Source organism: Streptomyces swartbergensis (assembly GCF_002148965.1).
GTDB classification, from domain to species: domain Bacteria; phylum Actinomycetota; class Actinomycetes; order Streptomycetales; family Streptomycetaceae; genus Streptomyces; species Streptomyces swartbergensis.
In genome coordinates, this window is sequence record NZ_NGFN01000054.1 from 1 (window position 1) to 20,731 (window position 20,731).

The window sequence follows — 20,731 nt, forward strand, 5'->3', positions numbered from 1 at the left end:
CGGCCCGCAGTCCGGCCGCTTCCGGGCTGTGTGCTGCGAGGCCCGGTGAGACGCAGGCCACCCCCGCAGTGCGCCCTGGGAGCGGACGGCGCACCCGGACCGCGAGATTCTTTCGGGGCCTGACCAGCACAGACCCGCTTTATGCAGACTCGGAGTCTGCGAACCCCTAGACATGCAGACTCGGAGTCTGCATCATCTAATTACCGCAAGCGAAAAAGCCAGCGGAAACGACAGCGGGAAACCGCGAAGGAGACCAGCACCCATGACCGCAGCCGCAGTCTTCGCCGCCGTGTTCGTCGCGCTCTACATCGCGCACAGCGTCGGCGACCACTGGGTCCAGACCTCCCACCAGGCGGCCCACAAGGGCGAGAACGACAAGACCCCGGGCCAGTCCAGCCGGGCCGGTCGGATCGCCTGCACCCTGCACGTCATCGGACTGACGATCACCAAGGGCATCGCCCTCGCCGCGGTCGTCCTGGTCCTCGACCTCCCCGTCACCGTCACCGGCGTGGTGGCCGGCCTCGGCATCGACGCGGCGACCCACTGGTGGGCGGACCGCCGCAGCACCCTCGCCTGGCTCGCCAAGGTCACCGGCAAGACGGAGTTCCTGGTCCTCGGCACGCCCGCCCACCCGGCACACCCGGTGACCGGGGAGGGCAAGTACGCGCCGACGCTCGGCACGGGCGCCTACGCGCTGGACCAGAGCTTCCACCACCTGTTCCTCGGCGTCGCCGCGCTCCTCATCGCCGCCCTGTAAGCAGGCCACTTCCGCGCAATCCAGGTAGATATCCCGCCGATCACCCCGGAAGGACCCAAGTGGACAGCACCCCGAAGATGACGGTCGACCAGGAGCTGAAGGCGGCCGTTGCCATCGTCCGCGTCGGACTCGACCGCATCCGCGACGCGGCGTGCCGCACCGAGGCGGTCGGCCCGCACGCCGCCGCCCTCCAGGCCCTGTACGACCCGGCCAAGCCCGACGCCGGTGTCCTCGCGGCCGTCGCCGACGTCATCGGCACCATCACGGTGTCGGTGACCGAGGTCGACCACGACGACATCGAGCGCGTCACGGAGCTGCTCGACGAGGCCCAGGGCCACGTCCAGGACAGCACCGGTGACCGCATCCGCCACGCCCTCGACCTCCTGGAGCCCATGCTCCTGGTCTGCGAGGAGTGCATGAAGCGGCGGCCGGACGTGGAGGTCATCCCCGACCCGTTCTCCACCGCGCTCTACCCGGAGGAGCCCGACCACCGGCAGATCCCGCTCTGCCCGCCGTGCGCCACCAAGCGGTTCGAGGAGAGCTGATCCCCGAACCGGCCCGACTCGTCAGCCAGTCACGACAGGATGAAGCCGGGGCCCGCTCAATCCGGGCCCCGGCTTCACCGCGAAGGGAATCACATGACCACCCCGACCACCGACTCACCCGCCCGGGTCCGCCGGATCTACGACGGCCACGCCGGGCTGTACGCCCCCAGTGTCGTCACCGAGGCCGCCGCGCTCCTGGACGCCTACCTCGCCACCGCCGAGGAGCACGGCCTTGACCGCAAGGCTGCCGATGACGAGGGGTGGCTGGCCCTCGCCGCCGCCGAAGCGGTCGCCCGGAAGTACGGGCGCCCGGCGACGGAGCGCACCTCGACCGAGCTGCACCAGCTGGTGCGCGAACTGACGGCCGCACTGACCGCCGAGGGCCTGGAGGTCGTGCCCACCCCGGTCCGTATGGGCGTCGGCGTGGCGCCGCTGCCCGGCGGCCCGACCTGGGGCATGAACGGCGGCCTGGCCGTCGCGCTCTACACGGACAGCGCGTGGGAGCTGATGGTCAACGCCACCCGCACGACCTCCTACACGATCCACGCCCCCGCCACGGCGGCCGGCGCCGCCGAGGTCGCGCAGATGGTCCACGGGGTGCTGCGCGGCGACATCCCCGACCCGTTCCGCCGCAACCGGTGACCGGGACGCGCCCCGCGCTCGTTGAAGCCCCGGGGCCGGTCCGCGGCCCCGGTCCACAGCAAGGACGGACTGCATGACGAACACGGACACCACCTCCCGCCACCTGCGCGTGGCACCGCTGGGCTTCCTCCCCGAAGAGGGCCTGGCGCTCGACCTCGGACGCGGCGACAAGGTCGTCACCATCACCCGCGACGGCTGGAAGGTCGTCCCGGCCGCCACCGACCTGCCGACGTTCCGGCGAACCCTCAACACCAAGCTGCTGCCCGCGCCCGTCCCCGGCGGGTCGCTCACCGAACTGCGCGAGCTGCTCAACGTCGGGGACCAGGAGTGGGCGCGGATCGTGGCGTGGCTCCTCGCCTCGCTCCTGCCGGACATCACCCGCCCGGTACTGCTCCTCACCGGAGTGCCGTGCAGCGGGAAGTCGGTGACGGTCCAACTGCTGGGACACCTGATCGACCCGGGCTTCCCCTTCGGCCCGCTCCCCGGCAACGAGGACGCGTGGGAGACCGCCGTGGACGCCGCCCGGGTCGTCGGCTTCGACAACGTCGCCCGCGTCCCCGACTGGCAGTCGGACGCCCTGTGCGTGGCCGTCAGCGGCGGCGCCATGACCAAGCGCGGCCTGGGGGAGCCCTTCCCCTTCGTGCCTCGCCCCGACCGGGCGTTCATCCTCGCCGGGAGCCTCGCCCCCGACGAGATCCGGGCGGACCTGGCGGACCGCACCGTCGTGGTGGAGCTGCAGCGCCTCGCCCAGCGCCGCCCCGAGTCGGAGCTGTGGAAGGCGTACACGAAGGCCCGACCGCGCATCCTCGGCGCGCTGCTCGACCTCCTGGTCGCTGTGCTCGGCAAGCTGCCGGCGGTCCGGGAGAAGGCCGACCGCGGGGAGATCCCGCCGCAGCGGATGGCCGACCATGGCCTGGTCCTCGTGGCACTCGAAGAGGCCACCGGCGGCCGTCCCGCGTAGGACACTCGAACCACCAACCCGAAGGGAGAGCGCAGTGAGCGCCCAACCCGAACACCCGGCAGACGGCCGGGTCCCCGCGATCCCGCACACCATCAACGCCATCGGCGACGCCCTCACCGGCGAACAGCGCGCCCGCTTCTACGGCGAGGTCCTGGCCGCCGAGGAGGACGACGTCCCCGGCGTCATGCGCCGCTGGTGGAAGGTCGCCATGCTCGACCGTGCCCGGGGCATCCAGCACAGCCGGGCGAACGCCGCCGGCGGCCCCCGCCTGGTCGCGGTCGAGGACCTCCTGGAGCAGGTGGAAAGGGCGGCCGGATGACCGACCAGCCACGGCGCGGCTGGACCGTATGGACCGAGGAAATCCCGGCGAGCGTCATGCTCGATATGCCCCCGGACCTCTCCAAGAAGGTCTTAAATTACCTGCTCGCCCTGGGAATTGAGGCAGGCGCCGCTATCGACGCCGACCGCGAACCGCCCGGCGACCCGATGGACGACCTCGGGGTGCGCTATTCGCTTGAGGTCGTAGGAGAACCAGTCCTCATCGAATACGCCGTCATCCGTGAGGCACGGCAAATCCGAATTCCGGTCGTGGTCTGGTTCCACTGACCGCAACGCATGAAGAGACCCCCGGCAGGGTTAGTGCCGGGGGTCTCCTCGCGTCTCAGGGTAGAGGCCAGCCGCAGAGCACGCCGGACGGCACGCAGCCGGGCCAGCATTCCCGCATGCCGAAACGCTGGCGGGAACGCTGGCTATCCGGACGGTACGCCCGCCCGGCAGCCGACTCCCGGGCGTCGGCCGGCCCCTGACCGCCCGGCGGGCACCTCGGCGGGAAAGGTGCCCGCCGTACGGGAGCACGACGGACTCGAAGGACCCCGGCCCACTGAACGTCTGTGGTCAGTGGCATGGTGCTGTACACCGGCAGCCTGTTCACCAACGTGGTGTGTGTGGTGCCTGTTGGCCTCCCTCCGGTTCATGATCGGAATGAGGGAGAGGACAAAGGGGGTTCCCCTCGCGGGGAACCCCGGCAGGCCGGGGACAAGAACAACCGCGCGGGGAGCGCAGCACGGGGAGGGGCGGCCGGTGGCCTGGGTCACGAAGATCACGGAGGACGCGCAGGTCGAATACCGGCTCAAGCAGCAGGCCGGGTGCGACGTGGTCGAGTTCGACGGCGAACAGACCGTCGTCCTGGACGATGGCGAGGACCAGGCCGTCGACTACCGCCTGCGCCCCGAGGGCGGGTCCACCCTGGTCTGGATGGGCAGCGGCCTGGAGGCCGTTGGACTCGTAGAAGGCGCCGAGCTGGACGAGGAGGGCAAGCAGGCCGCGCGCCTGCTGATGGCGGGCTGTCACCCCGAGACCGGCGCCCGCCTGATCAAATCCCGCACCTCCGTGCGCGCACACGAAAAGGCACAGCTGACCACCGCCCGGCTTGTCGAGGCCATCGAAAAGACCGCCGAGGAAAAGGGCGTTGAGCCGGGCGAACTGTTCGAGGGAAAGCCGAAGCAGAAGCGCGTATTCGAGCAACAGCAGCGCAACGTTCACCGCTTCGGTGACATGCACCGCATGCAGGTGACCACCCTGCACAAACTCGCGCGTGCCGCCGGGATTTCCCTGGACGACGTCTATGGCGAAACAGAACTCGCCACGGCATGGGAGAACAAAGACCTCCGTGTCGACGACCGTGTCCGAGGCTGGGACGTGGTCCTCGACCTCCCCAAGTCCGACAGCGTGGTCCAAGCCCTGATGGACCTTCTCCCCGCGGAGAAGCTGCGCGAGTTGGTCCACCAGGCCAAGGACGACACCTTCCGGCAGATGGAGCGGTGGGCCGGGTACGCGGTCGGCAGCAAGGATGGCGAACCGGTCCGGCTCGCCACCGGGGGACTGCTCGCCTGGAGTGTCGAGCACCAGAGCGCCCGCCCGATCCGGGCCGGGGAGCCTGGAGACCCGCACCTGCACCTGCACGTCACCGTTGCCAACATGGCGCTGTGCGCGGACGGCGAGTGGCGGTCGATCGCCAACAGCGGGAAGGACCTGCACCGCCACGCATCGGCCCTGGACGCCTACTTCAAGGCCCGCGTCCGCGCGCTCACGTACGAGCACTTCGGCATCCGGCGCGTGCGCAACGAACGCACCGGCGCCTGGGAAGTCGTCGGCATCCCCGAGCAGGTGCGGGACCACTTCTCCCGCCGGGCCGCGCTCGTCGACGAGAAGGCCGGCGCCGACGCCAGCCGCCAGGAGAAGCAGGCCGCCTCCATGGCGACCAAGCGCGACAAGCTCGACGTCGACGCGACCACGATGCGCGAGAGCTGGAGGCAGCGCGCCGAACAGGTCGTCGACGACGTCGACGCGATGGTGGCCGCGGCTGCCCCCGGTCCGCCCGGCCCGGACGGCGGCGCCGCTCTGGACGGGCCTGGCACCGGCCCGCGCATCCCGCCGCCCGGCGACATCGCAGCCGTCGTGTTCGACCCCAAGGAGGGACTGACCGCGAACGACAAGACGTTCAGCCGCGCGCAGCTCCTGGCGGCCGTGGCGAACGCGCTGGAGTTCGGGATCGACGCGGACCCGGACAGCCTGGAGCGGCTGTGCGACGACGTCCTGGCGGTCGAGGGCTACGCGGTGCGCGTGCCCACCATCGGGTCCACCGTCATGTCGTCCATCGACCGCTACACCACCCAGGACATCCTCGACGCCGAGGAGACCGTCCGCCGCCAGGCGCTGGAGCGGTTCGACAGCGGCACCGTGCAGCTCACCGGCGACCAGGCCGCCGCCGCCATCGACGTCTTCCAGGTCGCCGCCGGGTACGAGCTGTCCGAGGAACAGGTCGCGGCGGTAACCCGGGTGCTGACCGCCGGGCACGGCATCGACGCCATCGTCGGCGTCGCCGGGGCGGGCAAGTCGACGCTGATGGAGGCGTGCCGGATCGGCTGGGACGCCACCGGCACCACGTACGCCGGCGCGACCCTCGCCGCGGTCGCCGCGAAGAACCTGACCGACGCCTCCGGCATCCCGGCCCGGACCGTGGCGGCCTGGCTCGGCGAGATCGAGAACGGCAACGGGCTGCGCGGCGTCGACGTCCTGGTGGTCGACGAGGCGACGATGGTCGACGACCGCGCCGCGGCCGTGCTGATGAACGAGGCCGCGCGCACCGGCACGAAGGTCGTGGGCATCGGCGACCACCTACAGCTGCAGGCGATCGGCCCCGGCGGCTGGTTCAGGGAGGTTCACCGCCTGGTCCACGGGCTCACCCTCACCGAGAACCGCCGCCAGGAGGACGCCGCCGAGCGCGCCGCGCTGGACGTCTGGCGCACCGGCGACCACGAGCTGGCCCTGCGGATGCTCGCCGAAGGCGGGCGCGTGCACCCGGCCGAGACCGCCGAGGAGGCCCGCTCCCAGATCCTCATGGCATGGGACGAACTGCGCCTGCAGGAGTGGGCCGACCCCCACGACCTCATCGCCAACATGGTGGTGCTCGCCGCCCGCAACAGCGACGTCGACGCGCTCAACCTCGGCGCGCAGGCGATCCGCCGCGAGGCCGGCGAACTCGGCGCCGAGCACACCTACGCCCTGCCCGGCGGTGACACCCTCACCCTCGCCGTGGGCGACGTCGTCCGCGTCCGGGAGAACGACTACCGCAGCCGTCGCGGGGAGGGCCCGGACATGCTCAACGGCTACCGGGCCGTCATCACAGCGATGGACGACAACCACCGTGTCGAGATCACCTGGCGGGTCAAGGACGCCAAGGCCCCCGGCGGCTACCGCAACGAGTCCGGCTGGGTGTCCCAGCAGAAAGTCACCGGCGGGGCGCTGTCCCTCGGCTACGCCATGACGATCGCCGCGAGCCAGGGCCTGACGTGCAACACGTCGCTGATGTACGGGCACGGCGCGAACGCCTTCGCCACCTATCCCGGCATCACCCGGGCACGGCGCCAGAACCATCTGTGGTTGCCGTTGGCCGTACTCGAGGATGAGCAGACCCGGGCCCGGCTCGGGGAGTCCCGCACCGAGAAGGAGCGCCTGGAGCGCGCCATCGACGCCTTCGCCCGCTTCCTGGGGCAGTCCCGGCCGGACGGCATGGTCTCCGACCTTCTGCAGGAACCGCCGGCCCCCGCCCCGCTCCCCCGGCAGCGCGACCTGTCCGCCGAGGAAGCCCGTGCCGAGTCCGAACGCAGGCTCAGGCAGACCCACATGGCACAGGCGGCGCGGGCCAAGTCGGTGACCCTCTCCCACCGCCAGGCGCAGAACGAAGCCCAGCGTGAGGAGCAGGCCAGGGCCGCCGAGGAGAAGGCCAAGCAGCTGCTCGCTCGCCTCAAGGCCGGTGCCGAGGAACGCGCGGTCCCGTCCTGGACGAAGCGCATCTACGGCACCGTCTCCCCGCAGGAGCTGAACCGGCTGATCGCCGAAGGGGACCGGCTCGCCGCCGACGCCGAGGCCACCGCCACCGAGGCGGAGACCAAGGCCCGGGAACTCGCCGCGCGGCTCGACCACGAGAAGGCCACCGGACAGCCCACCCGCGGGCAGCGGTTCGCCGCCGAGGCCGGGGAGGTCCTGGACCAGGCGGAGGCCCGTGTCGCCACCGCCCGGGAGCACCTGCAGACCGCGTTCGCTGCGGCCGGCCACGCCGACGACCGCGCCCGGCAACTGGCCAAGCTCGCCGAGAGCGAGGGCAAGAGCCGCATCGCGCTGCGCCTGGCGGGGACGTCGCTGAAGGAGTACCGCGAGCTGACCGAGAGCCTGTCCGGGGAGCGCGCCGGGTACCTCCAGATGGAGGCCGACGCGAAGCGGGACGCCCGGCAGGCCCTGGCGGAGGCATGGGACGTGGTGCGGCAGAGCCGCTTCGCCGAGAGCTTCGGTGTGGCGAGCACACCGGTGCCCGACCACGTGGAGAAGGTCGCCGAGCGGCTCGTGGAGATGCGCTCCGAAGCCGAGCGGCGCGGCCACAGCATGGACAAGCGGGACCGCGACGACGTCGGCCGCGCCACCCGCAGGGCAGGCGAGTACCGGGCGCACGCCGCCGACTTCCGCGCCCAGGCCGCCGACGCCCGCGCCGAGAAGACCCTGCGCGCCACGATCGCCGAGAAGTACCCGCAGCTGTACGACCGGGAGGTCACCGCACGCCGCGCCCACCAGCAGGCGCAGCAGGCAAAGCAGGCGGCGCAGCACCAGCAGGCCGCCGCCGCGCACCCGCAGCCGAGCCAGTCGAGGGGGCGGGGCATGAGGTAGGTCCTTGCAGCGCCTTCTCTCAGCGGACCGGCACCGGCTCGGCGACGAGGTTTCTGGACTTTCTGGACCGTCCTTCGCGCGCCCGCGCGTTGCGCACGAGCAGCTGCTCGACGCCGGCACCACGACGGAGAGAGATGGTCTTCTGAGGATGGTCTTCTTATGCCGCCGATCGTCCGCATGCGGAGGAACCGCATGCGGAAAATCGCATGACGGTGAACGGCGTCCCACGTGCGCCTGACGAGAGGGCTCGCCTGCACCGACGTGTACGTGCACGTCTGGTGTCCCCGCGATGAGCCCCGCGACGAGGCCGCGACGCGGGATGGCTTGCCCACGACGGCATCGCGGCCCACGGCCTGTTCGTCGCGGCCTCATCGCGGGGTTGTCGCGGGGGTCGTCGCGGCCGGGGAAGCGGCAGGTGGCCCGGGTTTTGGGACTTTTGAGACCGCCCTACGCGGGCGCGCGCGAAGTCGGGATCAACTCAGACACTTCGCCGGGTTGTTGCTCAACTTGCGCAGGTCCACGCGCGCGTACGCCCGTATGCCGCACCGTGGCCGTGGTGGCTCCTGGACAAGCAGAGGGCCCCAGGGCCGTCCGTGGACGGCTCCGGGGCCCGTTGGGTGCCCTGTGGCGCTCTCAGGCGCTCTCAGCGGCCTCCAGCGCCGCCACAGGCTCCGTCGCGGCCGTGCGTTCGTCGTGCTCGCGCAGCATCCGCATGACGGTCGCCGGGGACGGATGGTGTCCCTTGCGGGCGCCCTTGGTGATGACGAGCCGGGCCGCGATCTCGCGCAGGCTCAGCTCCTGGGCCCGCAGGTGCAGCGCCATGCTGAGCATGTCGTCGTCGGTGACGCTCGCGCCGCCGATGGCCTTGCCGCGCTTCCTCGCCGACTCGTGGCCCTCCAGCGTCCGGTCGCGGATGTACTCGCGCTCCATGCCTGACAGTGCGGCGAGCACGGTGAAGACGACGCCGCCCGGGTCGTGAGAGCCCTGCAGCTCGCCGGTGAGGAACTCCAGCCCGACGTCGCTGGCGCGCAGCTCCTCGGCGAGCGTGGCGAGGTCGATGCCGCGGCCGAGCCGCTTGTGTTCGTGCACGACGAGGGTCACGGCGACGCCGGAGGCGCGGATCTCACGGGCGAGGGTGACCGCCTTCTCCAGCTCCGGCCGACTCGTGGCGCGGGTCGAGACCTTCTCCGAGAAGACCCGGGTGACCCCGGCGGCCGCGAGGGAGTCGAGCTGGGAGTCGAGCGACTGGCGGGCGGTGGACGCGCGGGCGTAGCCGATGCGGATGTGGCCGACCGGTTCGGCGCCGGCCCCGGCCGGGCGCGGCAGCTCCACCCAGGCCGTGCCCGGCTTGCGCACGGGAGGGACGGGGACGCTCAGTGCCTTCGCCAGCGAGGGCACGAGCCGGAACCGGGCCGTGTGGTACTGGATCGCCACCCGGCCCTTGGTCGTGCGGCACGGGGAGCCCGCCGGGGCGGCGCAGGTGGACATGGGGCAGTCGTGCGCTTCAACGCGCTGGTAGTCGTCGCTCACGCGATCACTGTTTCATGTGTCTGTTTCAAATGCCAAGCCGTTTGAAACGACCCATGAAACAAGAAACGTGCAGCATGATCGCCGCGCGGCAGGGTGTTTCACGAGCGACCACCTATGAAACAGGCTGCCCGGTGGCTCCGTGATCCATCGTTGCGGTTAGCCGTCACGGGGTGACGCCTTCCGCAACGAGCGTTCGGAAGCGTCACGCGTCTCGCTCCGGAGCCTCCAGGCCCTCGTGCGGCACTTCGGTGAGCAGTACACCGCGTCCCGGCGCTTGCGCAGCGAGACGCTCCATCCGCAGACGGGGCACCGCCCCTCGACGTAGCGGTCGACTCCCCCGGCGAGGATCTCGATTCCCTGCTGGACGGCGCGCTGAAAGACGGTCTCCTGCCGCTGGACGCGCCGCCAGTGCCTGCTGCGGCAGGTCGCATCGCAGTACCGCCGGTTGGGCCCGGCGCCCTTCGGGAGCTTCTGCCCGCAGCAGTCGCACCGGCGCACCTTGCTGGTCACCCTTCCAGCATCCTCGGCAACCGCCGCCGGGACAGCCGTCTCCCACGGGAGACCGATGATCACACCGGGTACCCCGGGTACCCGCTCCAGCATCCGGCCGCCGGCCCCCTGCCCGGAGGGCGCCCGCGGCTTCGCTCCGACCCTTCCGCTTCACCCTTACTTTCGGCGGAACCGGCGTTCGGGTGGTGGACCCATCCGGCCACTGAGCTGGGGAAACGGGCCGAAGCCGACGATGTTCCCTCCATCATCGCGTGATGGACCACGTGATGGCCTCGCCGGACGGCTTTCTCTCCCTCATTCCCACCCTGAATCGGAGCAGAAGGGGCCACCCATCGCCCGGCTTCCGGCGCTGTGACCTGCGCGGTGTCCGGATCGTCCGACAAGTTTTGTCGACCATCGAGTGTTGGACCTTCTGCACGAGTAGGCCGGTGGCCGCGTACGGCTTTCGACCGGTCATGCTCCGCAGTCGGGCCCTACTGGCGAATCGTCCGCCGAACCAGGTCGCGGGCCCGTGGGAAGGTCGCGGCGACGGCGGGCGGGGAAGGGCCGGCCTTGGGTGTAGCGACGCTCGGCTTCCTTGACCGCCGCCATGATGGCGTCCGCCACGAAGGACGAGAGGCTGATGGGCGGGTCCAGGACGTCGGGATGCTTTTGCAGTCCGACGACCGTGTTCCTCAGCCTGTCGAGGTCCGCCGGTTCGATGTACGCCGGGACCTTCGTCTTGGCCACTGCTCTCCCCAGGTCGTCTCTTGCCTGACCAACGAGGGTCGCCCCCGGGTGGTCACTCCGGGGTGCGGATGCCCTTCCAGCCGTGCCCGAGGCCCCGCCGGCGGGCGCGGCCGGAGCGGGGCGCGGGCACTACGGCGGCGTCCTCCGCAGCAGCCAGAGCGAGTCGGCGGCGCAGTGCGGCGGTGGCGGCCGGGACCGCCGCGAGGGCTCGCGCGGCCTCGGGGTCGATCGCCGCGAGGGCCTCGGCGAGCATGTCGATGGCGTCGGCTGCGTCCTCGACCGCGCCCGTGCTCCAGGTCGTCGGCGTCACCGCGTCGACCAGCTCGCACACCGCGTCGGCCACGGCCGCGGCCCGCTGCTCGACTCCTGGCCCTGCCGCGCTCAGCTCCATATCGCACCCAACGATCGCGCCGTCCGGCCGGATGCCCGGCAGCACGGTGAAGGGCCCGCGCAGGTGAGCGCGGGCCCTCGTATCGTCCCGGACGGAACGGAGTTGCAAGATCTGTCAGGCCGCCCCGGCGAGCAGGCGGGGGGCGTTCTCCGGTACGCCGTGCCCGTCGACCGTCCAGGCCGCCTTCTCCCAGACCGGCTCGGTGCCGTCCGCGATGCGGTGCAGGACGCCGACCATCGAGCGGCCGTCGGCGGCAACGTCCAGGGAGCGCGTCCAGGGCACCGCCGTGCCGTCGCGGGGGACGCTCGGGATCATGGAGTACGGGTAGTCCGTCCAGCCGAACCAGCCCGACCAGATCCGGGCGACGCTCGGGTTCGCCTTCGAGTGGGGCGCGGCCCACGGGTGGCGCGGGTCTCGCCCCGGCGGGACCGGCTCGCCGGGCAGGCGCAGCAACGCGTCCGGGTACCGGCCGAGCGGGCCCATGTGGTCCGGCTCCTCGACCACCCGCCGATCGGCGAGCAGGGCATCGAGCCGGTTGAGGACCGCGTCCCGCTCGGGGGTGCCGTACTCCCCAGCCGGGGCGGCGTAGAGGACCTGGCCGTCGTGGACGGTGACGACGGCTACGGCCTGCCCGGTGGGCAGCGCGTCCCGGGCGACGTCCACGACCAGAAGCACGGCGGCCGGGTCCGCGACCAGCTCGCGGGCGAGGACCTGCGCCTGGTCGTGCTGCTCCCACATCGTCATCGCGTACCGGCAGCCGTCGCAGTACCGGCCCCGGCCGAGGGGGTCGTCCTCACGGACACCACACCGCCGGCACTCGCGCTGGAGCTGGCGGGCGCGATCGAGCGCGGCGCGCTGCGCAGGTGAGCACCCGCGCTTCGGCACAGCGGCGCTCACCTCGTACAGCGGGGCGTAGCAGTTGCCGTGGTAGAGCACCTGGCCGACCGGGTCCGAGCCCGGCTTGAGGCCCTGCCGGTCGAGCTGGGTCTTGGTGAGAAGGCCCTCGGGTACGGCGCCCCACCACGTGTAGCGGGTGAGACCGGGAAGCGGCGGGATGGAGCTGGGCAAGACGACCTCCTGGAGCGGATTCCTAGGGCGAAGGTAGAGCCGGAAAACGTCCCGCGCAACAACCCAAAAACACGGGTTGAACTGCGCGTTTAGTGGCGGGTTATCTAGCTTGATTGGACGCTTTTACGCTTGCGGAAATGCTAGCGACTTAGCAAGCACCGTGGAACCCGTGAGACCGTCCATCGCACGCGCGCGTGAACGTCGCAGGAAGCGGCAGGGCCCGGCGCGATATCTAGCTAGACTCCGCCGCATGTCACTTCTCCCCTTCGTGGTCGCGCTGGAGCCCGAGGACCGCCAGGCGCTCGATGAGGTGGTCAAGGAAGGTCGGAAGGCCGAGCTCAAATGGCTCGACGCGGCCCGGGACCGGGAGGGCGTCCGCTACCTCCGGGGCGAGGCCGCCCGTGCGGCCCGCGGCCGTGTCCGCGCCGAGTTCGCCCGGCTCCGGAAGACGGGGAAGTTGGCCGGCACCCGCGACTTGGTCGTGGCGCGCGAGGTCCGCGCCGAGCTGAAGCGCCGCAAGATGAACGGGCCGTACGAGCCGGTTCCCACCGCCGAGGCCGGGGCGCCCGGCCGCCCGGTGGGCAGCAGCCCCCGCAAACACGGCCGCTTCGCCGACGAGCCCACCAAGCTCAGCGCCCGCCTCGCCGTGCGCCTCCCCGCCGACCTCGGCGAGCAGCTCGTGCGCGCCTGCTACTGGGAGAGCCAGCCCGCCGTGAAGGCGCTGCGCGAGTGGCAAGACCGGTGGGGCGACGGGCCGGAGGTCATCATGCGCGAGGCCGAACGCAACGGTGCGCTCACCGTGCTCACCATGTTCGCCGCCGCCCTCGCATCACGCCCCGACGCCGACAGTCTCTTGGAGAAGGCAAAGCTCCAGGACATGGTCGTCACGACCGGCGACGTCATCCGCAGCGCCGTGAAGCGCGCCATCCGCTGAAGCCTGGCCCGTCCAGATGCCTGTTCATCTGGGAAGCGGCGCGGAATCTGGCTAGATAAGCCGGACGTACCGTCCGGCCGCGCTTTCCTTGTGGTGGTTTTTCCGCTTGCCGTATTACCGGCGGGAAAGCGTGCGGGTCAGCTTGCGCTTAGGCAAGCGGGGTCGGCACTCTTCGGCTTACCTGAGGAGAGGAGGACCCTGTGGCCGAAGACCCGGAAATCGTCGCTGAGGTCAGCGAGAAGGGCGGCGTCGGGAAGACGTCGGTCACTGCGGGGTTGATCGCCGTGGCTGCCGAGCATGGGCTGAGGGTCGGTGGAGTCGACCTGGACCCGCGCGCGACGCTCACCGACGAGCTGGGCGTCGTGGAGCCCAAGTTGTCGGTGAACGACATCTACTACGTCGACCCCGACGAGCGTCCCCGCGACCCTGCCGAGATCGCGCGCGAGACACTCGTGCGCGCAGGGAAGCACTGGCCCTCGAACGTCTGGGTCCTGCCGGCCGTCCGGAAGTTCGGCAACCGGGAGAGCGACCCGACCACTGGCATGGAGTTCCGACTGAAGCGGGCGCTCTGGGGCCTGCGGGACCTAGTCGACGTCATCTTCATCGACGCACCGCCCCGGCCGGGCGGGAAGGTCGTCGGGTCCGCCCTCATCGCGGCCCGCAAGGTCGTGATCCCGGCGACCCTCAAGAAGGACGGGTACCTCGGCGCGCGGGAGGCGCTGACCTCCATCGAGCACTACACCTCGCCCGGCGGGCTGAACGAGGCCCTGGAGGTCGTCGGAATCGTGCGGAACATCGTGCCCAGCAAGCGCGAGTTCCGGGAGGTCCACCGCCTTTGGGAAGGCCGCCTGCAGGAGCGCTTCGGCGACCTGATCCTGCCGACCAGGATCCACAACTACGCCGTGCGCGAGGTCTGCCGAACCGGGTCCATCCCCATCACGGCGGCTCCCGGCCGTGAGGCCAAGCTGCTCGTGTCCTCGTACCGCGAGGTACTCCACCACACCCTCCCGACCCTCAAGGAGAAGCGCTGATGCCGTCGTTCATGCAGAAGGCTGCCCAATCTGACGAGGAGATCCGCAAGACCCAGGAGAAGGACCCCGCCGACCTCAGCGGGGCCCAAGAGCCCGACTGGGAAAACCCGGAGACCTGGGGTGGCTCTGGTTCCTCCGCTGGCGATTCGGCAAGCGGGAATGCTGGCGATCCTGCGGGCGGGAACGAGGACCAGGAGCACAAGCCCGCGGCTCCGACTCCGCCCGCCCAAACGTCGTCGGGGGCGTCCCGGCGCCCACCTCGCCGTCGTGGCCGGCCGCGCGGTCCGGAACGGGTCCCGCTGACCGTGCGCATCCTGACCTCGACCGACCGGAAGCTGACGGCCGCGGTCGAACAGACCGGGCTCAACCCGCAAACGCTCGTGGAGCAGGCCCTGGAGGCGCACTTCCGGCGGCTGAAGGTCGAGGACCCTGGCCCCGAGTCGCAGGGGGATGTCGCGTGACCACGTTCGACATCGAGTCGCTGCCTCCCGTCCTGACCATCCTCCTGCCCGCGATGGTCGAGTGGGAGCAGAACCGGCCCGGCGGGTGCCGGTGTGCCTGCGCCGCCTTCCACCAGTCGCAGATGCGCCCGGCCTGCACGCACCCCGCCGACCCGGGTCTGCTCATCCAGGTGCAGACGCCCGCCGAGACCTCCCGGCCGCTGCCGGTCTGTCTCGGCTGCTATCACGACCTGGTCCCGCTCGCCGCCTGAGTCCGGCTCGGCTCTCCGCCCGCGTTTCCGCCTGCTTTTCCGCAGGTGAGAATGCGGGCGGTCTGCCGTCTGCGGCCTGGTCGTCAGGGACGCACCCGCCGACAGGGGCGCACCTCGGCGGCGCGACCTGGAGGGGAGAGGTAAAGCGGACGGACGCGTCCGCGCCCGGCACCCCCGGGTGCGGCTCCCTGCGGGCCGCGCGTTCACCGTCGACGGCCGAACCGGCCGCGGCCGGCCTCCCGGCCGTCGCCGGGCGCGGCCCGCCCGCCTACCGCACGTCACGCGCCCCACCCCGCCCCTGCGGACCGCTGAGCGCTGCGGCCCGGCCCACGCAAGGTGGTGCCTGCCTTCCGTCCTCGCGCGGCTTGAAGCCGCACGGGGCTGATCAGCGCCACCCAAAAGCGGGGCGCCGGGCTCGGCGGTGCGGATCGTCGCCGTCTGCGGCACGGCGGTGATCACGGTCTGTAGATCAGCAGAGAGATTTGCCCGGTATGCGAGGGACGCAGGGACGCACTTTTCCCCTACATCTCTCTTCTCTCTACTTCTCCTTGTCATTCCAACAGAGATGAGGGGGTCAAATGCGTCCCTGCGTCCCTCCAAAAGCCGCATAGCGGACACGCGGCAGGTCAGAGGCAGGGACGCACCAGGGTCGCACCAGGGACGCACTGCGTCCCTAGGGACGCACTTGGCGCCCCAAGGGACGCACTTTTCACAGGTGCGTCCCTGGGTGCGTCCCTCCCGGAGGGCAAGTGCGTCCCTGTTGCCACTCACGCAGCGTGAGGAACGGGGCTGTCGGTGGTCGGCGGTAGGCTCCGCCGGTCGGAGCAGACACCCAGGAGGGGCGGGACGTGAGCGGATTCGGGGCCTGGCTGGCACAGTTCACGCAGGTCAGCGGCGCAATCGGAGATCTCGCCCGGGACGCGGCTGCAGACCCCGACTGGCCGGAGGGACCCGACGAGCTGGAGACGTACGCCGACCACCTCGAAAGCGCCGGCGCCTCCGAGGCCGCGCTGGAGGCCCTCGCCGACGCCTGGGCCCGGTACGCCGCCGGCCGCTGACCGCGCCGTGCCCGGCCGCCGGACCGTCGCGCCCTCCCGCCGAGGAGATCAGCGTGGTCCTGCCGTCGTCGGCTGAGGTACCTCCGCCCCGCCGTCCTCGGCGCACTCGCCGTAGGGGTTGCCTTTCTGTGGCTGATGACCTGGGCTTTTGCGGGGAATCTAGCTAGATAACCCGCCCTTCCGTGCGGGTACGCCGAAGGCCCGCCGGTGCTGGGCACGGGCGGGTCGGCGGGTGGCGCGGGGCGCTACGCGGGGATGGTCTCCTGCACCGGGTCAGGCTGCTCCGGCGGCGCGGTCGGGCTGGGCTTCGGGATGTAGGTGATGAACAGGGAGCGCTTCCCGTTCGACTTCGAGCGGGCGATGTCGACCCCGAGCTTGTCGAGGTCGGAGGCGACACGGTTGATCCGGCCGGACAGGGCGCCCGGCGTGCGGGGCCACTTGTCGTTGGTCATGCCGATCTGGCTGGTCAGTTCGTCCAGCAGCTCGGCGGTGGTGCCGTCCCAGACCCGGGCGCCGTCCTCCGGCCGGACCGGCATCCGCTTCATCAGGACCAGGAGCTGGGTGGCGACCTGGTTGGACTCCACCACTTCCTCCGCCAGCTCGGTGCGCTGCTGGAGGTAGTCGCGCAGGATCGACTTCTCCGGCACGCCGTACACCTCATCCAGCGCCGCCATGATCAGGCCGTAGTCCGCCATACGGGGCAGCGGGATCTCCCCGCGGTCGGCCTTCTCCCGGATCGCCGGGAGCTTGTTGAGCGTGGCGACCAGGAGGTCGAGCAGCGCGCCGAGGATGCGCGGGTGAGCCTCGTGGTACGCCTCCCACAGAGCCGTCTCGGTGCGCCGCTTGGTGATCCGGTCCAGGTGCACGGGGATCATGCGGTCCGCGAGGTCACCGCGCAGCGTGCCGACGTCGATGCCGTTGACGATCAGGACCCGGCGGAACTCCTGGACTGTGACGTCGCTGTCGCTGTACAGCGTCCGCTTGACGTTGGCGTCACCGGTCGCCGCCCGGCACATCGCGTCCGACAGCCACTCCGGGATCCGGGACAGGTTGTCGAGGCCGACCACCCAGGAACCAACGGCCGCGGTCGCCCAGTCGTCGGGGTCCTTCGGGGTCGACCGCGCCGGCGCGGCGCTCGGGTCGATGAGCTGCACGAGCATCTTCGTCGCCGTCGACTTCGCCGTGCCCTGCTCACCCGAGAGGAACAGCAGCGGGTGGGGGATGCCCGGCACCAGCCCGGAGACCAGCCACGACACCATCAGCGGCCACGACTCATCCGACACGTTCAGCAGCTTGCGCAGCTCCTTCAGCGACCCGCCCTTGACCGGCTCGGGCAGCGGCTGGGTGAGCTGGGAGCGGCGGAACAGCGGCTGACCCTCGGCGGCCGGACCCACCGACCACCCGGCCCGGGTGATCGTGACGACCTTGCCGTCCGCCCGGCCGAGGTCGAGGACCAGGCCGTCCTCCGGGCGCTTGCCGAGCGGGGCGACCCGCAGGTGCAGCGGCACCGGGTCCTCTGCCTGCGCCCGGCCCTCGATGGCGAGCATCGCGTCCGCCAGCGCCGACGACGACGCCGCCTTGTGGTGCAGCCCGTAGTAGGTGCGGGCCAGCTCCGCACGCAGCGAGATCCGCCCGCCGCGCAGCAGACGCGCGATGCGCGGGCCGTCCTTCGGCACCGCGTACAGGTCGCCCGCCTCCGAGCTGCCGAACTCGTACCGGCTGTCCGCCATGGCGATGATCTGGTCCGCCACGGACATCTTCTCGTTGCCGCCGCCGGCGGCGCCGCCCTTCCCCTTGCCACGCTGCGCCGGGGGCGTGGCGGACGTCTCTGCCTTCCAGGCCCGGAAGGCTGCTAGCTCCTCGGGGGACGGAGTCGCGTCCATCTCGGTCACGCCGCACCCCCGCTCACCAGCGGGAGACGCAAGCAGGTACGACGGCGTACGAAGGTCTCGCATGCGAGGCCACTCCTCGGGTGCCGGGCCCCGGGGCGGTGGTGCGCCTGCGGGGCCGTGATCACTGTCGAGGCGTGGTGTACGTGGCGCTGAGCCTTAGTGTCCTGGGGTGCGGTTCGCATCAGGCGGCACCGCCCATCCGGCGGACCGGAGCGGTCTCCATCCGGCGCGGCCGGGAAAGGCCGGCGGTCATGCCGGACCGGATCGTCTTCTCAATCTCGCGCGGGGTGTCCGCCCCAAGCCCCGCCGACTGCGCGGCCTCGGTCAGGTGGTCCTCGGCGACCGCCTGGTCCACGAGCCCGGCCGCCACCAGCTGGCCCACGCGGTACGCCGCGAGGTTCAGCCGGTTGTTGCGCCCGCCCGGCTGCTTCATCGCCGCCAGCTCGTCACACTCCGACCGCAGGATGCCCGCCGCCCACCGCTGCTCGCGCGTGCCCTGCCGGGTCAGCTCCCGCAGCCGGGCGACCACATCGGCCCGGCGCGGCGCTCCCCCGGCTTTGGGTGGCTCGGGTGCAGCCGTAATCAGGGTCAGCAGCCAGTCGGGCAGCACCGCCGGTTCGGTGATGCTTCCCTCGAGGACGTACGCCGCGCCGTCGACCACCGAGCCGATGCCCACGATGTAGCCACCGGCCGCCCGGGTGTCCAGGCAGAAGCCGAGCGTCCGCGCGGTGTTCCGCACCGCTGCCCCGGCCGGGGCCCGGTAGACGAGGTGACGACCGCCGCTCCGCGTCAGCACGGTCATCGTCGGCGTGATCCGCGCGCCCGGCGTCCGGGCCGCGAGCGAGTGCAGCATGGTCATGCCGTCCACGATCTCCGGGGAACCGGACACCTCGCCCTCGTGCGGCACGTCCAGGTCGAGCGCGACCAGTCGGGAGGGACCGCAGGCGACGCCGATGTTGAAGGGCGCCCGGCCCCACGTCCGCTCGATCACTTCGGGGTCGCGGGTGGCGCGCTCCTCCCAGTTGGTCCAGCGGGGCTCCTTCGAGTCGACCAGGAGGGGGTGGACGTACATTCCGCGCTCGGCGTACCGGTGCGCGCTGGCCAGCAGTGTTGCCCGGAGCGCCCGGGTTGCAGCCGTGTTGTTCACCGGGCCATGTGGCCCCGGTCGGGAAACGTCTCGTACTCTCATGGATGAGCGACCCTTCTTGTACCGCTCGAACTTCGCCGGGATTGCCGTCCCGGCCTTGCAGTGCCGAGGCGCCCTGGCCGGGGCGCCTTCGGTGTTTCTGGGGCCCAATCCTGCCTGTAGATCACCGATTGACCATCGTCGTGTCGGCATGGTTGGGGCATGAGTCCCGGTTTGGGATGGAGAACTGTGAGCGGACGGTCCGCGGATACGGGGAACGGCACTCAGCCTGCCGTCACCCCCTCAAGGTCTGAGTCGTCCAGGCCATGAGTGGAGGAGAAGGCCGCCGGCCGCTGTGCTGCCCAGCCGGAGACGACGCTTGGGTCATCGGACGTCCGTACGTGGGTGAAGCCCTGGGTGCGGTAGTAGGACTGAAGGCGGGGGTTGGTCGTCCAGGCATCCAGGCGCAGCCACTGGGCGCCGACCCGGGCCGCGCGATCACCACACCAGTCGAGGATGCGTCCGCCGAGGTCAGCCCCTGCGTAGCGCCGGTCGACACTGAGCTTGTGGACGTACAGGGCGTCTTCGGCACGCTCGTCGGGGGTCCAGAGTCGGGGATCTGCGTCCCGGTCGAGGGTCACCGTTGCTGCGGCGTCCGACTGTGGGGCTTCCCTGATCATGAAGACTTCGCCGCGACGGATGCTCTCGGCGATGTGCTCGGGGGGGAAGGGCCGTGACCACTGGTCGATGCCTAGGCGAGTGAGCCATGCCGCCGCGTCGGTGCGGAACTTCAGGAGGCGCGGCAGGTCGGCGAGTTCCGCCTGGACGATGATCACTCGGAGGCTCCCTGCTCGGTGGGAGGCCACTCGCGGGTCCGCTCGAAGACGATGACGTGCCTGTCCCCCGGGACAATGTTGATCGTGACCTGCACCGGTTCGTCATCGAAGGTGTAGGTCGTCACGATGTGCTCGGCGACGGGAGTGCCAGGCCCGAGCTTGAGCCTGGTGACCTCCTCCGGCTTGGGCATCCGGACGTAGATCTCATCCAGGGCCCGAACGAGCGGCTTGCCCAGGTCAGCAAGCACTTGGTTGGTCCCGCGTGCGACGTCGACAGGGCTCATGAACTCGCTGTCCTGGACGAAGCTGAGCCGGACGTACGAGTCGTTGATGTTGTAAGGCTCGCCGTCGATGTACCGGGTTCGGCGACGGGCGGCGAGCAGCTCGCTCTCGTTGAGCTTCAGCCTGTCGCGCGTCGTGGCGTTCGGCTGGACGATCGCGACCTCGATGTCCTGGGACGGCTGCCGCCCGTTGCCCTCGTCAGCCAGGAGCTGGGCGAAGAGATCCAGGTCAGGTTGCTTTCGCCTGAACTCCTGCTGCGGCCGGTAGATCATCGGGTGTATCTCGCGGACGAAGTACCCGAGGGGTCGGCGGGACACGATGAGCCCCTCGTTGACGAGGGCGGCCAGGCCCTGGCGCACCGTGTAGCGCGTCGCCCCGTACTTCTCCTGCAGTTCAGCCTCGGTCGGAAGCTGACTTCCGGGCGGCCGTGTGCCATCAGCGATCTCCGCGCGGAGGTCGTCCGCGACCCGCTGGTAGATCGGCGTATTCGTCCTCATGCGACTCATG

Annotated in this window: 21 protein-coding genes; 12 read left to right on the plus strand and 9 right to left on the minus strand. The window is 71.0% G+C overall.

Features of this window, described 5'->3' with window-relative positions:
- Positions 1–262 precede the first annotated feature (262 nt).
- The 7 genes from CA983_RS11765 (at position 263) to mobF (ending at position 8,125) form a co-directional block, all read left to right on the plus strand.
- On the plus strand, positions 263–757 hold the full coding sequence (locus CA983_RS11765) for a transcriptional regulator (protein ID WP_086600838.1): 495 nt from the start codon (positions 263–265) through the stop codon (positions 755–757).
- Between the two features lie 59 nt (positions 758–816).
- Positions 817–1,302 carry a hypothetical protein gene (locus CA983_RS11770; RefSeq protein WP_086600839.1) on the plus strand — a complete coding sequence of 162 codons (486 nt, stop codon included), beginning with the start codon at positions 817–819 and terminating at the stop codon, positions 1,300–1,302.
- A gap of 93 nt (positions 1,303–1,395) precedes the next feature.
- The gene (locus CA983_RS11775; protein WP_086600840.1) at positions 1,396–1,944 is read left to right on the plus strand and encodes a hypothetical protein; all 549 of its coding nucleotides are present in this window, start codon (positions 1,396–1,398) and stop codon (positions 1,942–1,944) included.
- A gap of 73 nt (positions 1,945–2,017) precedes the next feature.
- Complete coding sequence (locus CA983_RS11780; RefSeq protein ID WP_086600841.1) at positions 2,018–2,905, plus strand: hypothetical protein; 888 nt, start codon at positions 2,018–2,020, stop codon at positions 2,903–2,905.
- 34 nt (positions 2,906–2,939) lie between these two features.
- On the plus strand, positions 2,940–3,224 hold the full coding sequence (locus CA983_RS11785) for a hypothetical protein (protein ID WP_086600842.1): 285 nt from the start codon (positions 2,940–2,942) through the stop codon (positions 3,222–3,224).
- Positions 3,221–3,511, plus strand: coding sequence for a hypothetical protein (locus tag CA983_RS11790; RefSeq protein ID WP_086600843.1), 291 nt, complete (start codon positions 3,221–3,223; stop codon positions 3,509–3,511). Before CA983_RS11785 ends, CA983_RS11790 begins: the two co-directional genes overlap by 4 nt.
- Positions 3,512–3,985: 474 nt before the next feature.
- Entirely contained in the window at positions 3,986–8,125 is a 4,140-nt protein-coding gene (mobF, locus tag CA983_RS11795) for a MobF family relaxase (protein ID WP_086600844.1), read from the plus strand.
- A gap of 633 nt (positions 8,126–8,758) precedes the next feature.
- On the opposite strand, the gene CA983_RS11800 is transcribed toward mobF, so the two are convergent.
- From CA983_RS11800 to CA983_RS11815, 5 genes are all read right to left on the minus strand, one after another.
- Positions 8,759–9,655 (minus strand): recombinase family protein, encoded by an 897-nt coding sequence (locus CA983_RS11800; RefSeq protein WP_086600845.1) that lies wholly within the window; start codon positions 9,653–9,655, stop codon positions 8,759–8,761.
- Positions 9,656–9,811: 156 nt separating this feature from the next.
- Positions 9,812–10,165 carry a hypothetical protein gene (locus CA983_RS11805; RefSeq protein WP_143645479.1) on the minus strand — a complete coding sequence of 118 codons (354 nt, stop codon included), beginning with the start codon at positions 10,163–10,165 and terminating at the stop codon, positions 9,812–9,814.
- Between the two features lie 453 nt (positions 10,166–10,618).
- Positions 10,619–10,894 carry a hypothetical protein gene (locus CA983_RS45810; protein WP_143645480.1) on the minus strand — a complete coding sequence of 92 codons (276 nt, stop codon included), beginning with the start codon at positions 10,892–10,894 and terminating at the stop codon, positions 10,619–10,621.
- Positions 10,895–10,946: 52 nt separating this feature from the next.
- Positions 10,947–11,285, minus strand: coding sequence for a hypothetical protein (locus tag CA983_RS11810; protein ID WP_086600847.1), 339 nt, complete (start codon positions 11,283–11,285; stop codon positions 10,947–10,949).
- A gap of 114 nt (positions 11,286–11,399) precedes the next feature.
- Positions 11,400–12,353: a hypothetical protein gene (locus CA983_RS11815; protein ID WP_086600848.1), complete on the minus strand. Its 954-nt coding sequence runs from the start codon at positions 12,351–12,353 to the stop codon at positions 11,400–11,402.
- A 250-nt stretch (positions 12,354–12,603) separates the two neighbouring features.
- On the opposite strand from CA983_RS11815, the gene CA983_RS11820 reads away from it, so the two are divergent.
- The 5 genes from CA983_RS11820 (at position 12,604) to CA983_RS11840 (ending at position 16,088) form a co-directional block, all read left to right on the plus strand.
- The gene (locus tag CA983_RS11820; protein WP_086600849.1) at positions 12,604–13,287 is read left to right on the plus strand and encodes a hypothetical protein; all 684 of its coding nucleotides are present in this window, start codon (positions 12,604–12,606) and stop codon (positions 13,285–13,287) included.
- Positions 13,288–13,487: 200 nt separating this feature from the next.
- Positions 13,488–14,318, plus strand: a complete 831-nt coding sequence (locus tag CA983_RS11825; protein ID WP_086600850.1) for a ParA family protein — start codon at positions 13,488–13,490, stop codon at positions 14,316–14,318.
- Positions 14,318–14,779, plus strand: coding sequence for a hypothetical protein (locus CA983_RS11830; protein ID WP_086600851.1), 462 nt, complete (start codon positions 14,318–14,320; stop codon positions 14,777–14,779). Before CA983_RS11825 ends, CA983_RS11830 begins: the two co-directional genes overlap by 1 nt.
- Complete coding sequence (locus tag CA983_RS11835; RefSeq protein ID WP_086600852.1) at positions 14,776–15,030, plus strand: DUF6372 family protein; 255 nt, start codon at positions 14,776–14,778, stop codon at positions 15,028–15,030. Before CA983_RS11830 ends, CA983_RS11835 begins: the two co-directional genes overlap by 4 nt.
- 848 nt (positions 15,031–15,878) lie before the next feature.
- Entirely contained in the window at positions 15,879–16,088 is a 210-nt protein-coding gene (locus CA983_RS11840) for a YozE family protein (RefSeq protein ID WP_086600853.1), read from the plus strand.
- 245 nt (positions 16,089–16,333) lie between these two features.
- Here the strand turns inward: CA983_RS11840 and CA983_RS11845 are convergent, their stop codons facing one another.
- The 4 genes from CA983_RS11845 to CA983_RS11860 all read right to left on the minus strand — a co-directional run bounded on the left by CA983_RS11845 (position 16,334) and on the right by CA983_RS11860 (position 20,721).
- Positions 16,334–17,980, minus strand: coding sequence for a hypothetical protein (locus CA983_RS11845; RefSeq protein WP_086600854.1), 1,647 nt, complete (start codon positions 17,978–17,980; stop codon positions 16,334–16,336).
- Between the two features lie 181 nt (positions 17,981–18,161).
- Positions 18,162–19,127 (minus strand): bifunctional DNA primase/polymerase, encoded by a 966-nt coding sequence (locus CA983_RS11850; protein ID WP_158101853.1) that lies wholly within the window; start codon positions 19,125–19,127, stop codon positions 18,162–18,164.
- Positions 19,128–19,390: 263 nt separating this feature from the next.
- Positions 19,391–19,942 carry a GNAT family N-acetyltransferase gene (locus tag CA983_RS11855; RefSeq protein WP_086600856.1) on the minus strand — a complete coding sequence of 184 codons (552 nt, stop codon included), beginning with the start codon at positions 19,940–19,942 and terminating at the stop codon, positions 19,391–19,393.
- Positions 19,939–20,721, minus strand: coding sequence for a GntR family transcriptional regulator (locus CA983_RS11860; RefSeq protein WP_086600857.1), 783 nt, complete (start codon positions 20,719–20,721; stop codon positions 19,939–19,941). The genes CA983_RS11855 and CA983_RS11860 overlap by 4 nt, the downstream gene beginning before the upstream one ends.
- Between the last annotated feature and the right edge of the window lie 10 nt (positions 20,722–20,731).

What these genes read in the sequence shown, in the direction of transcription:
- CA983_RS11790 (WP_086600843.1), top strand. Translation starts at nt 3,221, where the DNA reads ATGACCGACCAGCCACGGCGCGGCTGGACCGTATGGACCGAGGAAATC.
- CA983_RS11775 (WP_086600840.1), top strand. Translation starts at nt 1,396, where the DNA reads ATGACCACCCCGACCACCGACTCACCCGCCCGGGTCCGCCGGATCTAC.
- CA983_RS11810 (WP_086600847.1), bottom strand. Translation starts at nt 11,285, where the DNA reads ATGGAGCTGAGCGCGGCAGGGCCAGGAGTCGAGCAGCGGGCCGCGGCC.
- CA983_RS11780 (WP_086600841.1), top strand. Translation starts at nt 2,018, where the DNA reads ATGACGAACACGGACACCACCTCCCGCCACCTGCGCGTGGCACCGCTG.
- CA983_RS11820 (WP_086600849.1), top strand. Translation starts at nt 12,604, where the DNA reads ATGTCACTTCTCCCCTTCGTGGTCGCGCTGGAGCCCGAGGACCGCCAG.
- CA983_RS11830 (WP_086600851.1), top strand. Translation starts at nt 14,318, where the DNA reads ATGCCGTCGTTCATGCAGAAGGCTGCCCAATCTGACGAGGAGATCCGC.
- CA983_RS11860 (WP_086600857.1), bottom strand. Translation starts at nt 20,721, where the DNA reads ATGAGGACGAATACGCCGATCTACCAGCGGGTCGCGGACGACCTCCGC.
- CA983_RS11765 (WP_086600838.1), top strand. Translation starts at nt 263, where the DNA reads ATGACCGCAGCCGCAGTCTTCGCCGCCGTGTTCGTCGCGCTCTACATC.